Annotated in this window: 13 protein-coding genes; 2 read left to right on the forward strand and 11 right to left on the reverse strand. The window is 41.4% G+C overall.

Annotated features, from left to right (window positions below; all coding sequences use genetic code 11):
* Positions 1–7: 7 nt before the first annotated feature.
* The 9 genes from QA601_07400 to mraZ all read right to left on the reverse strand — a co-directional run bounded on the left by QA601_07400 (position 8) and on the right by mraZ (position 10,316).
* On the reverse strand, positions 8–1,093 hold the full coding sequence (locus tag QA601_07400) for a UDP-N-acetylglucosamine--N-acetylmuramyl-(pentapeptide) pyrophosphoryl-undecaprenol N-acetylglucosamine transferase (GenBank protein MDG5814896.1): 1,086 nt from the start codon (positions 1,091–1,093) through the stop codon (positions 8–10).
* Positions 1,090–2,250 (reverse strand): putative lipid II flippase FtsW, encoded by a 1,161-nt coding sequence (gene ftsW, locus QA601_07405; GenBank protein ID MDG5814897.1) that lies wholly within the window; start codon positions 2,248–2,250, stop codon positions 1,090–1,092. Before ftsW ends, QA601_07400 begins: the two co-directional genes overlap by 4 nt.
* Positions 2,247–3,638, reverse strand: coding sequence for a UDP-N-acetylmuramoyl-L-alanine--D-glutamate ligase (murD, locus tag QA601_07410; protein ID MDG5814898.1), 1,392 nt, complete (start codon positions 3,636–3,638; stop codon positions 2,247–2,249). Before murD ends, ftsW begins: the two co-directional genes overlap by 4 nt.
* The gene (gene murF, locus QA601_07415) at positions 3,635–5,038 is read right to left on the reverse strand and encodes a UDP-N-acetylmuramoyl-tripeptide--D-alanyl-D-alanine ligase (GenBank protein MDG5814899.1); all 1,404 of its coding nucleotides are present in this window, start codon (positions 5,036–5,038) and stop codon (positions 3,635–3,637) included. Before murF ends, murD begins: the two co-directional genes overlap by 4 nt.
* Before the next feature lie 2 nt (positions 5,039–5,040).
* On the reverse strand, positions 5,041–6,513 hold the full coding sequence (locus QA601_07420; protein MDG5814900.1) for a UDP-N-acetylmuramoyl-L-alanyl-D-glutamate--2,6-diaminopimelate ligase: 1,473 nt from the start codon (positions 6,511–6,513) through the stop codon (positions 5,041–5,043).
* A 72-nt stretch (positions 6,514–6,585) separates the two neighbouring features.
* The gene (locus QA601_07425; protein MDG5814901.1) at positions 6,586–8,535 is read right to left on the reverse strand and encodes a penicillin-binding transpeptidase domain-containing protein; all 1,950 of its coding nucleotides are present in this window, start codon (positions 8,533–8,535) and stop codon (positions 6,586–6,588) included.
* Entirely contained in the window at positions 8,532–8,915 is a 384-nt protein-coding gene (locus tag QA601_07430; GenBank protein ID MDG5814902.1) for a cell division protein FtsL, read from the reverse strand. Before QA601_07430 ends, QA601_07425 begins: the two co-directional genes overlap by 4 nt.
* Positions 8,916–8,925: 10 nt before the next feature.
* Entirely contained in the window at positions 8,926–9,867 is a 942-nt protein-coding gene (rsmH, locus tag QA601_07435; protein MDG5814903.1) for a 16S rRNA (cytosine(1402)-N(4))-methyltransferase RsmH, read from the reverse strand.
* On the reverse strand, positions 9,864–10,316 hold the full coding sequence (gene mraZ / locus QA601_07440) for a division/cell wall cluster transcriptional repressor MraZ (GenBank protein MDG5814904.1): 453 nt from the start codon (positions 10,314–10,316) through the stop codon (positions 9,864–9,866). Before mraZ ends, rsmH begins: the two co-directional genes overlap by 4 nt.
* Positions 10,317–10,751: 435 nt before the next feature.
* On the opposite strand from mraZ, the gene glmM reads away from it, so the two are divergent.
* Entirely contained in the window at positions 10,752–12,104 is a 1,353-nt protein-coding gene (glmM, locus tag QA601_07445) for a phosphoglucosamine mutase (protein ID MDG5814905.1), read from the forward strand.
* Between the two features lie 21 nt (positions 12,105–12,125).
* Here the strand turns inward: glmM and QA601_07450 are convergent, their stop codons facing one another.
* Complete coding sequence (locus QA601_07450) at positions 12,126–13,007, reverse strand: sugar phosphate isomerase/epimerase (protein ID MDG5814906.1); 882 nt, start codon at positions 13,005–13,007, stop codon at positions 12,126–12,128.
* On the reverse strand, positions 12,949–14,403 hold the full coding sequence (locus QA601_07455) for a hypothetical protein (protein ID MDG5814907.1): 1,455 nt from the start codon (positions 14,401–14,403) through the stop codon (positions 12,949–12,951). Before QA601_07455 ends, QA601_07450 begins: the two co-directional genes overlap by 59 nt.
* A gap of 157 nt (positions 14,404–14,560) precedes the next feature.
* Between QA601_07455 and QA601_07460 the strand changes: the two genes are divergently transcribed.
* Positions 14,561–16,492, forward strand: a complete 1,932-nt coding sequence (locus QA601_07460) for a transketolase (GenBank protein ID MDG5814908.1) — start codon at positions 14,561–14,563, stop codon at positions 16,490–16,492.
* Positions 16,493–16,537: the final 45 nt, after the last annotated feature.

Here is a 16,537-nt window from a genome sequence, read left to right on the forward strand (position 1 = left end):
AACTGCTTCATGCCTCTATCCCCAACTCTTGTGCAATTACTCCGGTTATTCTATTTACAGCATTTAAGGGTGCGTGATCAAGAGCTTTTCTACTCATTTTCTCAAATAACTGGTCATCATCAAGCACTCTTATTGCAGCTTCCTCAATCTCTCTTGAATTCTTAAAATGGTTATATCTAAAGGCCCATCCCTGATTTCGAACTATACCGGCATTTACCCACTGTACGTTATCCTGAGCTTTCGTTAAAGGTGTCAGTATACTTGGCAAACCGAAATAGGATATTTCGGCGAGTATGTCAGCTTTACTTCTCGAAACAACTACTCTTGAAGCAGCAAGATAGGGATATCTGTCCTTTAAAGAAGAAAAAACGAAAGCAGCAGGGTATAATCTAAACTTATCCCTGATTCTATTGCAATCATCTGCTCCTGTCTGCCATACTACCTGAGCACCATATTTAAGCCAATTTTTAACTATCGGTATCAGCGAGGTATTTAAATCGTGAACTCTCTCCTCCCCACAGCAGATTAGTATTGTTTTTTTATTCTTATCAAATCCTTGTGGGTAATAGGACTTTTCATAATCCCCAGAAACTGGCTTTACCGGTATACCGGTAACTTCGGTCTCTCCGTTAAGGTTCTTTGACTGAGGTAATCCAAGAAATACCCTTCTTGCTCCTGAAGCAAATATTCTATTAACAGGATCTGCAACAGAGTTATTTTCCATTAAGTAGTACGGGACAGATTTAAGCCTTGCAGCAGCAAGAATTGGTGCTGTTTCAAAACCGCCAAACGCAAACACTGCTCCTGGCTTTTCCCTACTCAGAAGTTTGCTGTAATGAAAAAACTCTGTGGCAAACTTAAGATAAGAATGCTTGAAATACTGTTTTTCTTTTCTAAAGTTAAACAAGGATATTCTATGTTTTTTGCAGAAATCAGCTTCTCGTTTTCTTCCACTACCTATCCACGATAATACTATATTACATGAACGCCGACGTAATTCCAAAGCAACAGAAATAGCCGGTATGCAACGCTCTTCAAGCCCTGCTGTAGCAAATATTACTTTATTGGAATTTACAGTCTTTTTGTTTTTCATCTTTTTTTCTTTTTCTTTTTTGGCGCTCCAATGATGCCAGACAATTCCTTAACTGCAATTTCATCCCGTGTTTGACTGGATATGTTAAGAAGAATACCCATTGTACTCATTGTAAAAATAAGGCTCATACCACCATAGCTGAGAAATGGCATTGGAACACCTGTAGTAGGAATAAGCCCTGTACTTACGCATGTATGAACAAGAAGATAGATAGTAACAGTTATTGTAAAACCAAAGGCCATAACCTGACCTAATTTATCTCTGGCATTCAGAGAAATTTTTAAACCTCTGTAAATCATAAATACAAAAATGCAAAGTACGATAACCAACCCTATGAAACCGATCTCTTCACCAAGAATGGAAAAGGCGAAATCAGTGTGTGGCTCTGGCAAATAGAAATATTTCTGCTCCCCCCTGCCCAAACCCACTCCCAAAAGCCCCCCATTCCCCAATCCAACCAAAGATTGAAAAGTCTGGTAACCAAGATCCTCAACTCTATCAGGCATATTCAAAAACCCAAGCATTCTGTTTCGTCTGTAGGGTGTGTTAAAAACAAGTGCAAAAGAAACAGGCACTATGCTTACTATCATCAAAAAGATATGGGATACACGTGCACCCGATACAAATAAAATCGATAATCCTATGAAGGTAAGAATTATAGCACTTGAAAAGTCAGGTTCAAGAACAATTAAGGATGCCATTATACATATTTTTGAAAGGTGTAGAAAAAACACCTTTCCTTTTTTTATTTCCGGCCCGGATTCCTCACATTTTCTGGCAAGATACATTATCATTACAACACGGGCTATGTCTGAAACCTGAAATCTTACATTTCCAATTGTAATCCATCGTCTTGCACCATTTATTGCATGACTTTCTGGCAAAAACAGTACATAAATAAGTAATCCTATAGCAATCAAATAGAGTAGATTACTTAACTTACCCCAAATATGATAATCTATATTGATAAAGAATATGAAACACAATAAAGCCAACAATGCTCTGTAAGCCTGCCGCGAAAGAAAGAAATCTGCTCCCCCGAATCTCTGATGTGCAAGTGCAAAAGATGAACTATAGACAAGAACAACACCCAAGCCAAGCAATAGTAGTGTTGCAGCAAAAAGCCCAAAGTCTATTTTTCCAAATTTTGCATTCATGGATAATTTCTCTTCTTTTGTTTTACACAGCTTTTAAACAGATTGCCACGTTCTTCAAAATTTCTAAACATATCAAAACTGGAACAACCAGGTGAGAAAACAACAACTTCACCCGCTGAAGCGTGATCGGTAGCGACATCAACAGCCTCGTTGAGACTTTTGGCCAGAGTAACAGGCACCAAATCCCCCCAGGCAGATTTTATCCTCCCGGAAGCTTCACCAATAAGAGTAACCGATTTAACATGTCTTGCAATACACTCTTTTGCGGAATCAAAATCACACCCCTTATCCTTACCCCCAGCTATGAGATGAACTTTTTTTTGAAAAGCACTCACAGCACAGCATATCGATTCTGCAGTGGTTGCTTTGCTGTCATTATAGTAACTGACAGAGTTTATTTCCCCAACAAACTCCAGCCTGTGAGCAAGTCCTTCAAATGAACAAATACCCTCTCTTATCCCCTCATCGCTGGCCCCGGCAATAAAAGAGATCGCTGCTGCTGCACACGCATTTTGATAATTGTGCTCACCTTTAAGTTTCATATCTTTATAATTTAACAGTACCCCACTTTTGCCATCAAAAGAGTACTTTAAATATTCACCTTCAATGAAAAAACAGTCATCACCAAATTTTTTGCCAAACCAAACGATTCTAACAGATCCTTGTATCTCTTTTGACCATTCAAGGAGTTTAGGGTCATTTGCGTTTAACACTAGATAATCGGAATTATTTTGATTTTTGATGATATTTTTCTTTGCCGCATAATAATCATCTTCACAGGAGTAGCGATCCAGATGATTTTTCATCAGATTTAAGATCGCAGAAACTTTTGGCCTAAACCGATCAATAATTTCAAGCTGAAAACTTGATACTTCTGCTACAATATGATCACCCGGTTTTAATGACGGCGAAATTGTGATTACAGGAAGGCCAATATTTCCAGCTACTACAGCGTTTTTCCCACCGCAGCTCATTGCTTTACCTAAAAGAGAAACAGTTGTACTCTTTCCCGTAGAACCTGTCACCGCTACAAATGTAGCATAAGATGCTCTGTAACCAAGTTCCAGTTCAGACCATACAACAATTTTCCTTCTCCGGGCTTCAGTTAGCAAGGGATGGTCGGAGCGCACCCCCGGAGATACAATTATGAGATCACAATCCAGGACATTTTCACTGTGGCCATCAGCTTCACTCTCTATCTCAGCTAACCCTGCATCAGATAGTTTTTTTTCAAGCACCTGCTTAGAACAGGAATCGCTTATAAACACCTTTGACTTACGATTTATAAAATAACGAGCAGCAGCTATACCACTTTTGGCAGCTCCTAAAATCGAAACCTTTTCAGGTGCATAGTTGTGAAGATCATTTATGAATTGTAAGCTGCTCATGAACTGAATCCCTCAAAAACTTTTTCGAGTTTTACACCCCTGGACCCTTTCAATAGAACTGTTTCATCTTCATTAAGGAATTCTTTGGCAATTTCCAGTGCCTCAGCAGCATCCTTTGCAGTGTGAATCAGTTCTGATGAAAGCTTTTCATTAATCGCACCCCGGGCAATGTAATCGGAATAATTTCCAACTGCAATAATTTTGTGCACACCAGATTTCACCAGCTCAGCACCGAGCTTAACGTGAAGCTCTTCGGTATATTGTTCAAGTTCAAGCATATCTCCCACAACCGCCACACGTTGTTTTTGATTAGGAGTTATGTCGCACAAATAGCTGATGGCATTACTCATAGAAGAAGGATTGGCGTTATAGCAGTCGAGTATAAATCTAATACCTTGTCTTTTTTCTACCATTCCACGCATTGAAGCCGGCTTGAGATTTGCAATTGTTTCAGCAATAAGTGCATCAGGAATTTTACATCTTCTCGCCAGATATATGGCAGGCAGTATGCAATACATAAAGTGCTTACCAGGCATTGCTAATGAAATTTCCATTTCATCCACTGTAAACTTAAGCCCAGTCTGTGCAGAAATCTCCACATTTTCAGCACGGATATCGCACTGTGGTGAAGTTCCATAAAAAACGGTTTTTAGTCCCCGCTCAGAGGCACCTTTCACCAGTCTGGGATCATCTCCGTTAAGCAACATAAAGCCATCAGAACTCAGGCCATCAGCAATCTCAAATTTTGCTTTGGTTGTATTCTCAAGTGAACCAAACAGACCAACATGGGCATACCCAATATTGGTTATTACAGCGATGTCGGGTGCTGCGATTTTTGACAATCCATGGATTTCATTTACATGATTAGCACCCATTTCTATAACACCAGCCCACTCATCACCATCAAAACGTAATATACTCAGCGGAACACCAATATGATTATTCCAGTTAGTGTAAGTTTCACCAACTTTGATTACTTGCTTAAAAATTGAGGAGATAAATGTTCGGGTAGTGGTTTTTCCGTTAGATCCGGTAATACCTATAACAAGTAATCCCATTTCTTTTCTGTAAGATGCTGCCATTGTCTGAACAGCTTCAAGAGTATCAGAAACCACAATACAATCGGATCTAAACTGTTCGGGTACTTCCATTATACCGGATTTATCCACTATAGCGGAAATGGCCCCATTTTGGAAAGCAGATTCAATGTAGCGATGCCCATCATCGTTATCTGTACGTAAGGCCAGAAATACATCACCTTGTTGTACTTTTCTTGAATCATTCCAAACAGTATTGACTGTTTTTGCCCTTAACTCTTCACTCATTTCACTGTTACCATTTCCCCATTTAATCAGTGAATTCAGAGTCAAGGGTGTGTTTGATTTATCTGTTTTGCCCATTTTTACTTCTTCTCCATTTCAGTATATAATTCTTTAACAGTCTCCTTGTCACTGAAATGATGCTTAACGCCCTTTACTTCCTGATATTCCTCGTGCCCTTTGCCGGCAATGACTATACAGTCTCCCTCCCTTGCATTTCTAAGAGCACACGCAATAGCTTCCCTTCTATTTTCAATAACGACATGTGGGAAATCAAGTGGGATTGCATTAACTATATCATTTATGATCGATTGAGGTTTTTCGCTTCGTGGATTATCGGAAGTAACTATAGCTTCATCACAGTTATCAATCACCGCCCTGGCCATCAGGGGCCTTTTGGTCTTGTCTCGATCGCCACCACACCCAAATACAGTCAGTAACCTGTTTTTTGCTAAACGCCGTGAGGTTTTAAGTACATTTTCAAGTGCATCGGGGGTATGTGCATAATCAACAATAACCAAAAAGGGCGCATCTATATCCACAGCATCCATTCTACCCGGAACAGTACTAATTGAATCTAAAGCACGTTGGACAACCTGGCAATCAACACTTAGCGCTTCTGCACCTGCGGCCATAGCAGCAACATTATAAACATTGAACTGTCCTTTCAGAGAGGATTTATACTTTTTTAAAACCCCACCACAAATGAGCTCGATTTCACATCCATTCCAGTCACTGGTACAATCATTTATCTTTACCGAAGCATCATCACTGGTACCAAATGTAATGCACTTTTTATTTCCAAGCTCTTCACTTAAGCGCCGTCCCCATTTATCATCAATATTTATTACACAAACACCATCATTTTTCAGGTAATCGGTGAAAAGCAACTTCTTTGCTCTGTAATACTCTTCCATGGAGCCGTGAAAGTCGAGATGATCTTGTGTAAGATTGGTCCATACTGCAAGATTATACTTCAGACCACTCACCCTATGCAATGCAAGCGAATGAGATGACACTTCCATGGAAATACTCTTAGGTTGCTTGTTTTCTTTCCCAACAAATCTAAAAATATCCAATGCTTCCGGAGTGGTGTGGGTTGCTTCGAACCGTTTATCACCAATTTTAAATTCAACAGTTCCAAACATCCAGGAATTTAAAACGGTGTGTAACTGATCCATCAGAGCAGAAAACAAAAGAACTGTAGTAGTTTTGCCATTGGTCCCAGTCACCCCAATAGTATATATCGACTCCAGATCTACATTCCACAACGCCCGCCCCAGTGCACCGGTAAGCGCCCTTGCATTATCAACCTGAAATGCAGGAACCGAAAGTTGAGGCTGTTGATTTTCAGATATTACAGCCACTGCACCTGACTGTATCGCCTCATTAATAAATGAATCACCATGTACCTTAAATCCTGGCACAGCTATGTACAAATCTCCCTTTTTCACCATTCGTGAATCGTAGACAATATCAGCCACATCTACATCTTGTGCAATATCATTGCTTTTAAATGGAATTTGAACTTTCTTAAATAACTCTGTTAGTTTCATTCAACAACACTCTTTTTTTGAATAACTATACTACCCCTAAGGTTGTCTACTTCGCTTCGGTGTTTATAATTATTAATTTCTGTGTACATCATTCCCCAAATAAGAAAAGAGTGTACACGGTGTATCGATCGCCACTATACTCCCAGGTGCAGGTACCTGGCGTTTAACTCTTCCGGATCCAACGATGTATGGATTTAAACCTTTTAAATTCAATAGATTGAATGCATCCCGGAGTTCCTTACCAGTACAATCGGGGATAGAGAAAGTTTGTTCACTTCCGTAGAGCTCAGACTCAGTATAAAGAACAACATCTCCACCTCTCTTTATTAAACTTCCAGCAGCCGGACTCTGGTATTTAACCACATCCCCATCACCTATTACCGTAAGGGAAAAGATATCAGGATTGATCTTTGCCTTAATTTTCCCGACCTCTTCTCCCCTAAAATCAGCTATCCTTAAGGAACGCTCAGAGTTGGTGTGAAGTCTTGGCTGATCATTAAGAATTTTCCGTGCATATTCAAGACGTGAATGACTGAGTATCTGAGTCATAATTTTACTGAAAACCGGTGCAGCAGCAAGCCCTCCCGTTTCTCCACCTGCAGGCTCATCAATCAATATTCCACAAAGCAAAACAGGATCCTCTGAAGGCATAAACCCTATAAAAGAGGACCAAAACCGGGTTTCCGAATACCTGCCACTATCAGGTTTTTGACTTGTACCCGTTTTACCGGCAACACTAACTCCCGGTACCGCTGCGCGTCTTCCGGTACCGTTTTCAACCGCATCTCTGAGTATATACCTAAGCTGTTGTGAAACTTGCTCATTAATTACTCTTCTCACCGGTTTTACCCTCGCACTCTCAACCACTGAACCTCTGGGAGCCTGAACTTTTTCATAAATTAAAGGCGAAACTAGTACTCCACCATTTGCAATACTTGCAAATGGCAGCATCATTTGCAGAAATGTTGCAGATATCTCATGACCCATAGCCATCGTTACTCTCGTTCTGCCAGACCAGTTACGAACAGGGTGTAATATTCCGTTTTCTTCACCCGGAAGCTCAATACCGGTCTTCTTTCCCAAGCCAAAATCACGTACATAATTGAACAGACGCTCATTCCCAAGCTCATCAGCTATTTTTGCCATAGCAACGTTACTGGAAAAACTAATAGCCTCTGTAAAAGTTATTTCACCTCTCGGAACAATATCTCTAATAACCTGATTATAAACCCTATAGACTCCCTGGTTTGCGTTAATAGTATCTTTTGGAGTAGCAACCTTCTCCTGCAGCGCAGCTGCTGCAGTAACAACTTTGAATGTAGAGCCGGGTTCGTAAATTGTGCTTATAGTTCGGTTTTGTCTATCTGATACAGAGTATTGTGAAGGAACGTTAGGATTAAATGAGGGCTCATTAACCATGGCCAAAACTTTCCCTGTCCGAGGCTCCATTATAATGACCTTTCCCCCTTTTGCATCCAATTCCGAAACAGCCTGCCTTAAAACGGATTGGGCAATTCTTTGAATATCGATATCGATTGTAAGATATACATCCGAACCATTAATGGGTTCCTGTTGGGGTAATCCTATTTTTTTGTAAGCCCTGTTATGCCCGTCTCTGTGAATTATGGCCCACCCCTTTTCACCTCTTAAGTGATGATCTAAAGTAAATTCTATTCCTGCCAGTCCATACCCATCTCTGCCTACATGCCCAAGAAGTGGACCGGCTAAATCACCTCCCGGATAGATTCTGTTCAAAGTCCTTTCACCAGACCTACCCTCTCCTCCCCAGATACTTCCATCAATTGCCACCTGTTGGCTTGTGGCGAGTATTCTCCCGTACCTATCTTTAATAGATCCCCTTCGTGGTGAAACCATCTTGCGCTGCTTAGCCTGACTACGACTACGTAAAGCATACCTTTCACCATCGATAATCTGTATGGCAAACAATCTGCTCACCATCACTATCCCTATGGCCAGGAATATGAGACAGACAAAAATTAATCTCAATTTAAATTGAGTCACTCCTCGTTTTCTCCATCAAAAAATGCGCTCGCTAATGTACTCATTTGCTCTGCCGAAGCAAACCCGCTCTCTTCTACATTATAATAGGGCACTATTACGATCTGCTCAGAAGTGGGATAATCAAGGTTTAAAACAGTACGGGCGATATGCTCTATTCTCGTCCTGCTGGATAATTTTTCACATTCCATTTTAACAGTAGTTATCTGTTTCTCCAAAACAGAGAGCGAATCGGACAACAGATCCAACTGCAGTGAAGCAGTATTTATATAGGCCTGCTTCCACACTACAAGCAAAGGCCCCGACAAAACAGTAGACACTATCAGAAGAGCCCATAAAACGATTCGTAACTTTAACACCGGCTTAGACTTAGTTTTTGCCACTTTTTACCTCCTACGCTACTTTTTCAACCACTCGCAAGCGAGCACTCCGTGCACGCGGATTAAACGCTATCTGCTGCTCATCTGCAACTATAGCCTTTCTGTTTACTCTTTTGAGCTGTTTTTTTTCATTACATACGCAAACCGGTAATGAGGATGGACATACACAGCGTCCTTCTTTGCTCCGAATAAACTGTTTTACTATTCTATCCTCAAGAGAGTGATACGATATTACCGCCAAACGTCCCCCCGGAGCAGATAAGTATTTCATACTCTTATTCAAAAATATTTGAAGTTCCTCAAGTTCTCCGTTAACAGCAATGCGTAATGCCTGAAACAATTTTGAAAGAACTTTAAACTTTACATTTATACCATATTCATGTTCGATGCATTGCTTTAGATCAGATGATGTCCTTATCTCCTTATTTTTCATCCACTGTTTTATGGCACGCGCCATTCTTTGAGCATTTTTTATCTCACCGTATTGATAAAGAACTGTACTTAGCTGCTCTTCGGATGATTGTTGGAGAACTTCCCTGGCAGAAATTCCACTACCCGGATCCATCCTCATATCCAAATCTGCCTGTTGTTTGTACGAAAAGCCCCTGTCTTTACTATCGATCTGACGAGAGGAAACTCCAAGATCCAAAAGAAACCCATCTACCTGTGTGATGCCGTAAGTCTCCAGCACACGGTCAAATTCAGAAAAACGAGACTGCTCAATTACTATTCGAGGGTTACTCTCACTAAACAGTTTTTTGCGATTATACTCTATTGCTTCCCTGTCCCTATCTATGCCAATCAAGGTCCCCTCTTTTGAGAGTTTTGATGCAATTGCCCTAAAGTGCCCTCCGCCACCCAGGGTACAATCAACATAGATACCAGCTCTTTTTTTGAGCAGATGACCCAAAACCTCGTCCAGAAGAACCGGGATATGATACTCTTCTACACTCATTGGCTCTTTAATCCTGCTTCAACAGATTGAAAAAACATCTCATCAAAATCATCAGCACTCAGCAGATATTCTTCATATTTAACCCTGTCCCAAATTTCTATATAGTTGGACTGGCCTATAAGAGTAACTTCCTTCTTTATGCCTGAAACGACCATCTGTTTTGCTGTTAAGGTAATGCGTCCCTGGGAATCAAGGGTAGAGTCACTTAAAAGACTAAATAAAAGACGCTTGTGGCGAAGTGTTTCGGGTGTTTCGGGGCGTGATGCAAGCTCATCTTCATAGGCATCCCAAAGATCCTGGGGGTAAGCTCTGAGGCAATTAGTAGGACCACGCACGACCACAAAGGTCTCATCAGCTTCGGGATTAAGGCATTTGCGGAACTTTGCCGGAATATTTACCCTACCCTTTGCATCTATTGAATAATCGAAGCTGCCACGAAAACGGCCCATTCACTTTTCCCCACTTTTACCCACAATTCCCTACTTTTACCCCTTAGAATACTTTATTATAGCTTCAGTGTCAAGCTTTTTATATATAGAATGAATGGTATCGCAGCGATCCAACGGAGAAACAGAGATAATTAAGCAAGATACACCTCTTTGCTTAAGTGCTCCCGACTCTGGGACAGAAAACCTATGGCCTTGATATAGGTTTAGTTGCAATCAACAATTAAAGTAATCAGATAAAGGGAGGAAAGTAGAGCGGAAACTATTTTAAAAAAAGTGAAACAAAGTGAATAAAAGCAAAACTGGTAATGAAAGAACCTGTTTAGAGCTTTTTTTGGACATTTTCACCTACAGGTCTTATTTTTGATAGGTTATTAAAACCAAACTGTTGACCGACTAATTCAGTTACCAGCATATCTGTACCATAAAGGAGTGAAAATGAAAGACTTACCAATCATGTCTGTTTCCGGAATAAGAGGTATTTACGGGGTTACTCTTGATGAGCTTTTTGTTTCAAGAATTGCCTATATCCAAACCAAACTATCGGGTGCAGGAAAAGTGGTAATTGGCCGTGACACACGCCCCAGTGGGGAGCGACTTATGCGGGCCATATGCAGAGGTATAAGAGCTGCTGGTGGTGAACCTGTGGATATTGGGATTGCTCCCACCCCGACAACCTGTGTTGCTGTTTCGGAGCTTAAGGCTTCAGCGGGTATAATTATTACTGCAAGTCATAACCCGTCCCAGTACAATGGCTACAAAATGGTTCACTCATCGGGACGTCTTTTTAAGGGCGATGAGTGCGAAACAGTTTACAGCCATTTTAAAAGGGGGGAGTATCCTCAAGAGCAGGAGCTTAAACAATACGATGACTCACCAGCTAAAACGGTTGATGCGGTTTCGATTCACATAAACAAAATCATTTCTACTGTCGATGTATCCCTTATTGCATCAAAAAGAATGAAAGTAGCAGTAGATTCAATTAATGGTGCTGCGGGGGCTATTTTTCCGGCACTCTTAGAAAAGCTTTCCGTAGAGTGGACAGGTGTTCATAACAAACTGGATGGGGATTTCGTTCACAACCCAGAGCCAAGACCTGAGCACCTCACCGACTTAAGCTCATTACTGAGCACAAGCGACGGATTCTGGGGTGGGTTTATTTTCGATCCAGATGCAGACCGGCTTGCAACAATGGGACAAAATGGTGAAGCTGTATCAGAGGAGATGACTCTTGTACTGGCTCTTGAAAATATTCTTGAGCATACTAAAAGTGATATAGCTACCAATCTGTCTACCTCGATGTTGATAGATGATGTAGGGGCTAAGTTTGGAGTACATATTTTCAGAACAAAAATTGGTGAAGCCAATGTAGTTGAAGGAATGAAAAAGTTTAACTGTAAAGTTGGCGGTGAAGGTAATGGCGGAGTGATCTATCCAGCTATGTCGACTGTAAGGGATGGACTTGGAGCTATGGCACTTATTCTTGAGCTTATGGCTAAAAGGGACAAAAAGCTTTTTCAGCTTACAGCAGCCTGGCCTTCATATCCTATTGTTAAGGATAAAATATCCTGTGAATCTCTTGAACCTAAACAGCTAATAGAGAAGATAAGCGCCAGATTTCCTGATGAGAAGAAAGATCTTCTTGATGGCCTCAAAATCATTCGCGATTATGGATGGGTGCACTTGCGAGCTTCAAATACTGAACCGATCATTCGTTGTTATGCAGAAGCCAAAACGGATCAGCAGGCAAAGGAGTTATCCGAAATGGTTCTTGCAGAAGCGAAGAGATAACTTTTATTACTTTAACCCGGCCTAATCAACAGAATGGCTGGGTATTTCCACTGATGGTGGGCTTGACAGGTACAATTCTTTGCTTATTTTTCTTAAGTAGAGACGTGCCTGCCTCGCCTCTTCCAGGGTTATCAGAGGGTCACCATTTTCAGCACCTGACAGTTCCAGAATTATTCCTCCCCTGAAATTAGTTTCTCCAAGCTCAAACAGTACTTTATGCCAGTCTATTACTCCTTTTCCCGGAGGTAAGTGGCTGTCGTACTTTCCGGTATTATCATTTGCATGAACGATTCTCATATGGCCCGAAAGTTTATACATGACGCTGTATATGTCACCAGATAACCTGGCATGGCCGGTATCAAGACAGGTACAGATATTTAAATTATCCATAGCTCCCATTATCCACATCATATCACTTGTGCTTCCAAAGGGTAAATGGGGAAGCATGTTTTCAAGCACCAGCCCCACTCCAAGTTTCTGACACTTGTTAGCTACTTTATTTAATACATCGGCGGCGTTTCTGAGTCTCTCTGCCCGCTCTTCAATTGAAAACTGAAGCATATTGTCCGGACCAGGGTGTATTACAAAATGTCTTGCTTCAAGTACCCCGGCAGCTTCTGCGGCGCGCATTATCTCATTTTTTGATTTCTCTCTCTGTTGTGGATCGATGGAGGATATATCAACATCGATAAAGGGAGCATGGAAAGAGTAGGGTTCCATGCCAAGTTTTTTCATTAATACGGCTGCTTTTTTAACAGCCTTAATGTCATGGAAATTAAGGTGTGCAGGTGAGGAACATACTTCAATTAAACAAAACCCACCATCCCTAATCATTTCCAGACAATCAAAAATACTCTTCTGGTAAAAACAGCCCGTTGAAAGGCCTACTGGCCAGTCGCTCATTTTTAACCCTTTCTGAAAGAGATTTTCTATAGTTTTCCAGACTACATCTTTGACCGCTTCTGAAACAATATCCCGATCCCTCAACGGATTGGCAGTCAAAAAACTTCAAATCATCTCTGTTTGTTTTTATAAGGCCGGAGAAGATCCTGGTATAGAAGTCAGCTCTTGTGGCTGCGTCATAGAAATACCACTCACTTCCCCATCCATAATCACGTTCAAATTTAGAACGTATTAACCCGGCCACATGCCTGGGGTGCCATCCCAGTGCCAGAAAGATTCTTACTACAAGCAATATGCATGCAGGTTTAAGCAAAAGGTCATTGGGATTTTTGAGGATATGCCTGGCACAGGGAGGTATCATATTCTTTGGAATTAGGTCGTAAGTAAACTCCCAATTTTCTGTTGTATGGTGTTCAAGAGAGTAATACCAGTCGTGAAATTGTGCGACATCGCTTTTTTGATAATCTTCAATAAGATCAAGCATCTGCTCAGATTGATCGGGTATTTGAATAGAGGCTCTCTGAGCTAATTCTGCTGCTTTGCTCAGATCCCTCATACGCTCAACACCTTCTTCTATTCCCATTTCAAACAGTGGCACTGAAGCCATAAGGGGAATTTTATCTTTTATTTCTTCTGTAAGTATTCCGCCTTTTCTCCAGGGTTTTAAATACACACTGTAAGGGATACGTACAACACGGGTATGCAGCTGATCCCCGTATTCTGAGATATCAATAGAAACCATTTCTCTCCCACGCTGCTGTGGAGGGACTTCAATCGCTGTTAGTTCCACAGGAACGCTGGTCTGAGGGGTTGCCCTGTCTCTCACCCGATAAGCTAAGTATTCCATCAACAGACCTAAACCAGAGTAGGCTGCTCCTAAATCTCTGTTAATATTTCTCTGCACCGGCCAATGAGGCTCTGCATAACAAAGTTCAAGATGTGGAGGTACCCTGCCTATACTAGAAAGTTTACCAAATGCAGCACACTTTCGGCTTAAGCACCATATAAAGTGATGTCCCCTTCCGCTTAATACATGAAGTGGAGCTATGCCGTATTCCAAAAGTATCTTTTGTATTGCATTTTCTGATGCACTCTGGAGTGAAAAAGATCGAAACTGATCAAGATAGGGCTCCGCCGGGAAGTCGAAATTAACATACTCCAAGTCCAGATGTGCAATGAGTGAATGTTGGTCCCAAAGAGATCGACTTACATCAAGGCCCGTAGAAAGCAGCTCTTCCAATCCCCCCGGAGTTGTAAAAGAGCTCCCAAGTTCCAACCACGGTGTATCACACTGGGTAATAAAGAACGCAGATACTTCGTCCAGTTTCTTGCCCCCCAGAAACTCAAGCATTCTTTTTTTTACATACACATCTTTGTAATAGTCCTGTATATCCATCGTTCTGTATCCCAAAAAAGCTAAAACGTCTTTCCCTGGACCACCAGAGAGTCAGTTCAAGATCTGTGCCAGTAATCTGTTTTATTCGAATGGCAAAATATTTGCTCATATAGAATTTTGTATACAGTTCTATTTGACCTAAGGAGTGTAATTAAATATGAATGACGCCTTATTTGTTGGGCAAAAGGCAATAGAGTTATCAAAACTTGTGTTAAAAATGACCACAAGCGCAGGTTCAGGCCATCCCTCTTCAGCATTGTCTCTTGCGCACATCGTTACCTCACTTATGTATATTTGTATGCGGTGGGATCCCGATAATCCGTGGAATAAATCAAACGACCGTATCATCTTAAGTGAAGGTCATGCTGTACCTATTATATACGCTGCAGCAGCAGATCTAAATGTCAAAGTAGGAACAAAACAAAATAACAGAAAATTAACTACAAAAGATCTGGATAAATACCGAACTATTTCTTCTGAGTTGGACGGCCACCCTAATCCCTCTTCTGATTTTCCTCTCTTTGACTGTGCAACCGGTTCTCTTGGGCAAGGTCTTTCATGTGCCTGTGGTCTTGCTTCCGGGTGTAAACACTTGGGAATAGAAAACTACTTTTATACGATTATCGGTGATGGAGAAGCACGAGAGGGGCAAATCTGGGAAGCGTGTGATTTTTTGGTAGATTATAAGCTTTTTAACGTTATACCTGTTTTCAATTGTAACGGAATGGCTCAAAGCGACCCAATATCTCCTCAACAATCCATAGAAAAGCTTCATTCGAAGCTAAATGCCTATGGTTTCTCGGTAGAAACTATCGATGGGCACAATTGCGAGGAGGTTCTTTCTGCTCTACAGCGGGCAAAAGAGAATAGAGGTCCCAGTGCCATAGTCGCCAAAACGGTAAAAGGATGGGGGGTTACAGGTTTATCTAAAGAAAATCATCATGGTAAACCATTAAAAGAAAGTCAGCTAACCGATGCCTATAAAGATCTTGATTCACTCCTTCCTCATCCCTCTTCCCCTGTTTCTGTCAAAGTAGGACCCCGGGTACCTAAAGGATTCACCCCTTTAGACTACCAATCGCAAAGCCTTCCAGACCCCGATTTTCAGTTGTTATTAAAAGATGATCCTACTGTGCTTGCAACTATTGAAAAAGGTATTCTTAGCACCAGGCGGGCATACGGTCTTGCACTCAGGGAGCTGGGACGAGTGGACCAACGTGTTGTGGCCCTTGATGCTGACGTAAAAAATTCCACGTTTTCTGAATATTTTGCCAAAACTTTTCCGGACAGGTTTTATGAATGCAGAATAGCAGAGCAAAATATGGTCTCGGTAGCAGCTGGCTTGGCCGCTACAGGGCTGACACCATTCATTTCAAGTTTTGCAAAATTCATAACACGAGCCTATGACCAGTTCGAACTTGCAATGATAGCCCAACTCCCGTTAAAAATGTGTGGTTCACACTCGGGGCTCAACGTAGGTGCAGACGGGCCCAGCCAAATGGGTCTATCTGATCTTGCCTATATGCGCGCATTTAGCACTGTTAAAAATAAGGCTTCAAAACCACTGCTTACTATTTTTAATCCCTCTTGTGCGGTTTGTGCTTATAAATGTGTTGAGTTAATGAATCAAATTGAAGGCGCCTGTTACCTAAGATCCATCAGAACTGATCTGCCTATTCTATACTCACCTCAGGAAGAATTTAAGCCCGGAGGTGCAAAATTTCTACGAATCGGCAGAGATTTGATAATTATCTCCAGTGGTTTTATGGTTCATGAGTGTATCAAAGCAGCAGATAAACTGGAACACGAAGGGATCGAGGTCACACTTATAGATTGTTACAGCTTCCCGGTAGATAAGCAGGTGATACGAGATGCGCTTCAAACTGGCAGCAGCGAAATAGTTACAGTCGAAGACAACCTGGGAAATAGCCTTGGTGCAGAAATAGCCTCTATAGTAGCTTCTGATACAGAGATTAGTGCCAAAGTAACACAACTGCACGCACAGCAAATCCCCCCTTCAGGTTCGACCAAAGAGGTATTGAGGTTTGCAGGACTGGAATTGATGGATAGATGGTACAGAAAAGGGTAATGAAAACCCGATTCGGCTTTCATTACCCTTAACAGTAATTTTTGT

It is taken from the genome of Chitinispirillales bacterium ANBcel5 (genome assembly GCA_029688955.1).
Taxonomy (GTDB): domain Bacteria; phylum Fibrobacterota; class Chitinivibrionia; order Chitinivibrionales; family Chitinispirillaceae; genus Cellulosispirillum; species Cellulosispirillum alkaliphilum.

Bases quoted from the DNA above. Each gene is read 5' to 3' on its own strand.
- murD (MDG5814898.1), bottom strand. From the start codon at position 3,638: ATGAGCAGCTTACAATTCATAAATGATCTTCACAACTATGCACCTGAA.
- QA601_07400 (MDG5814896.1), bottom strand. From the start codon at position 1,093: ATGAAAAACAAAAAGACTGTAAATTCCAATAAAGTAATATTTGCTACA.
- ftsW (MDG5814897.1), bottom strand. From the start codon at position 2,250: ATGAATGCAAAATTTGGAAAAATAGACTTTGGGCTTTTTGCTGCAACA.
- rsmH (MDG5814903.1), bottom strand. From the start codon at position 9,867: ATGAGTGTAGAAGAGTATCATATCCCGGTTCTTCTGGACGAGGTTTTG.
- QA601_07420 (MDG5814900.1), bottom strand. From the start codon at position 6,513: ATGAAACTAACAGAGTTATTTAAGAAAGTTCAAATTCCATTTAAAAGC.
- mraZ (MDG5814904.1), bottom strand. From the start codon at position 10,316: ATGGGCCGTTTTCGTGGCAGCTTCGATTATTCAATAGATGCAAAGGGT.
- murF (MDG5814899.1), bottom strand. From the start codon at position 5,038: ATGGGCAAAACAGATAAATCAAACACACCCTTGACTCTGAATTCACTG.
- QA601_07450 (MDG5814906.1), bottom strand. From the start codon at position 13,007: ATGAGCGACTGGCCAGTAGGCCTTTCAACGGGCTGTTTTTACCAGAAG.
- QA601_07460 (MDG5814908.1), top strand. From the start codon at position 14,561: ATGAATGACGCCTTATTTGTTGGGCAAAAGGCAATAGAGTTATCAAAA.
- glmM (MDG5814905.1), top strand. From the start codon at position 10,752: ATGAAAGACTTACCAATCATGTCTGTTTCCGGAATAAGAGGTATTTAC.
- QA601_07455 (MDG5814907.1), bottom strand. From the start codon at position 14,403: ATGGATATACAGGACTATTACAAAGATGTGTATGTAAAAAAAAGAATG.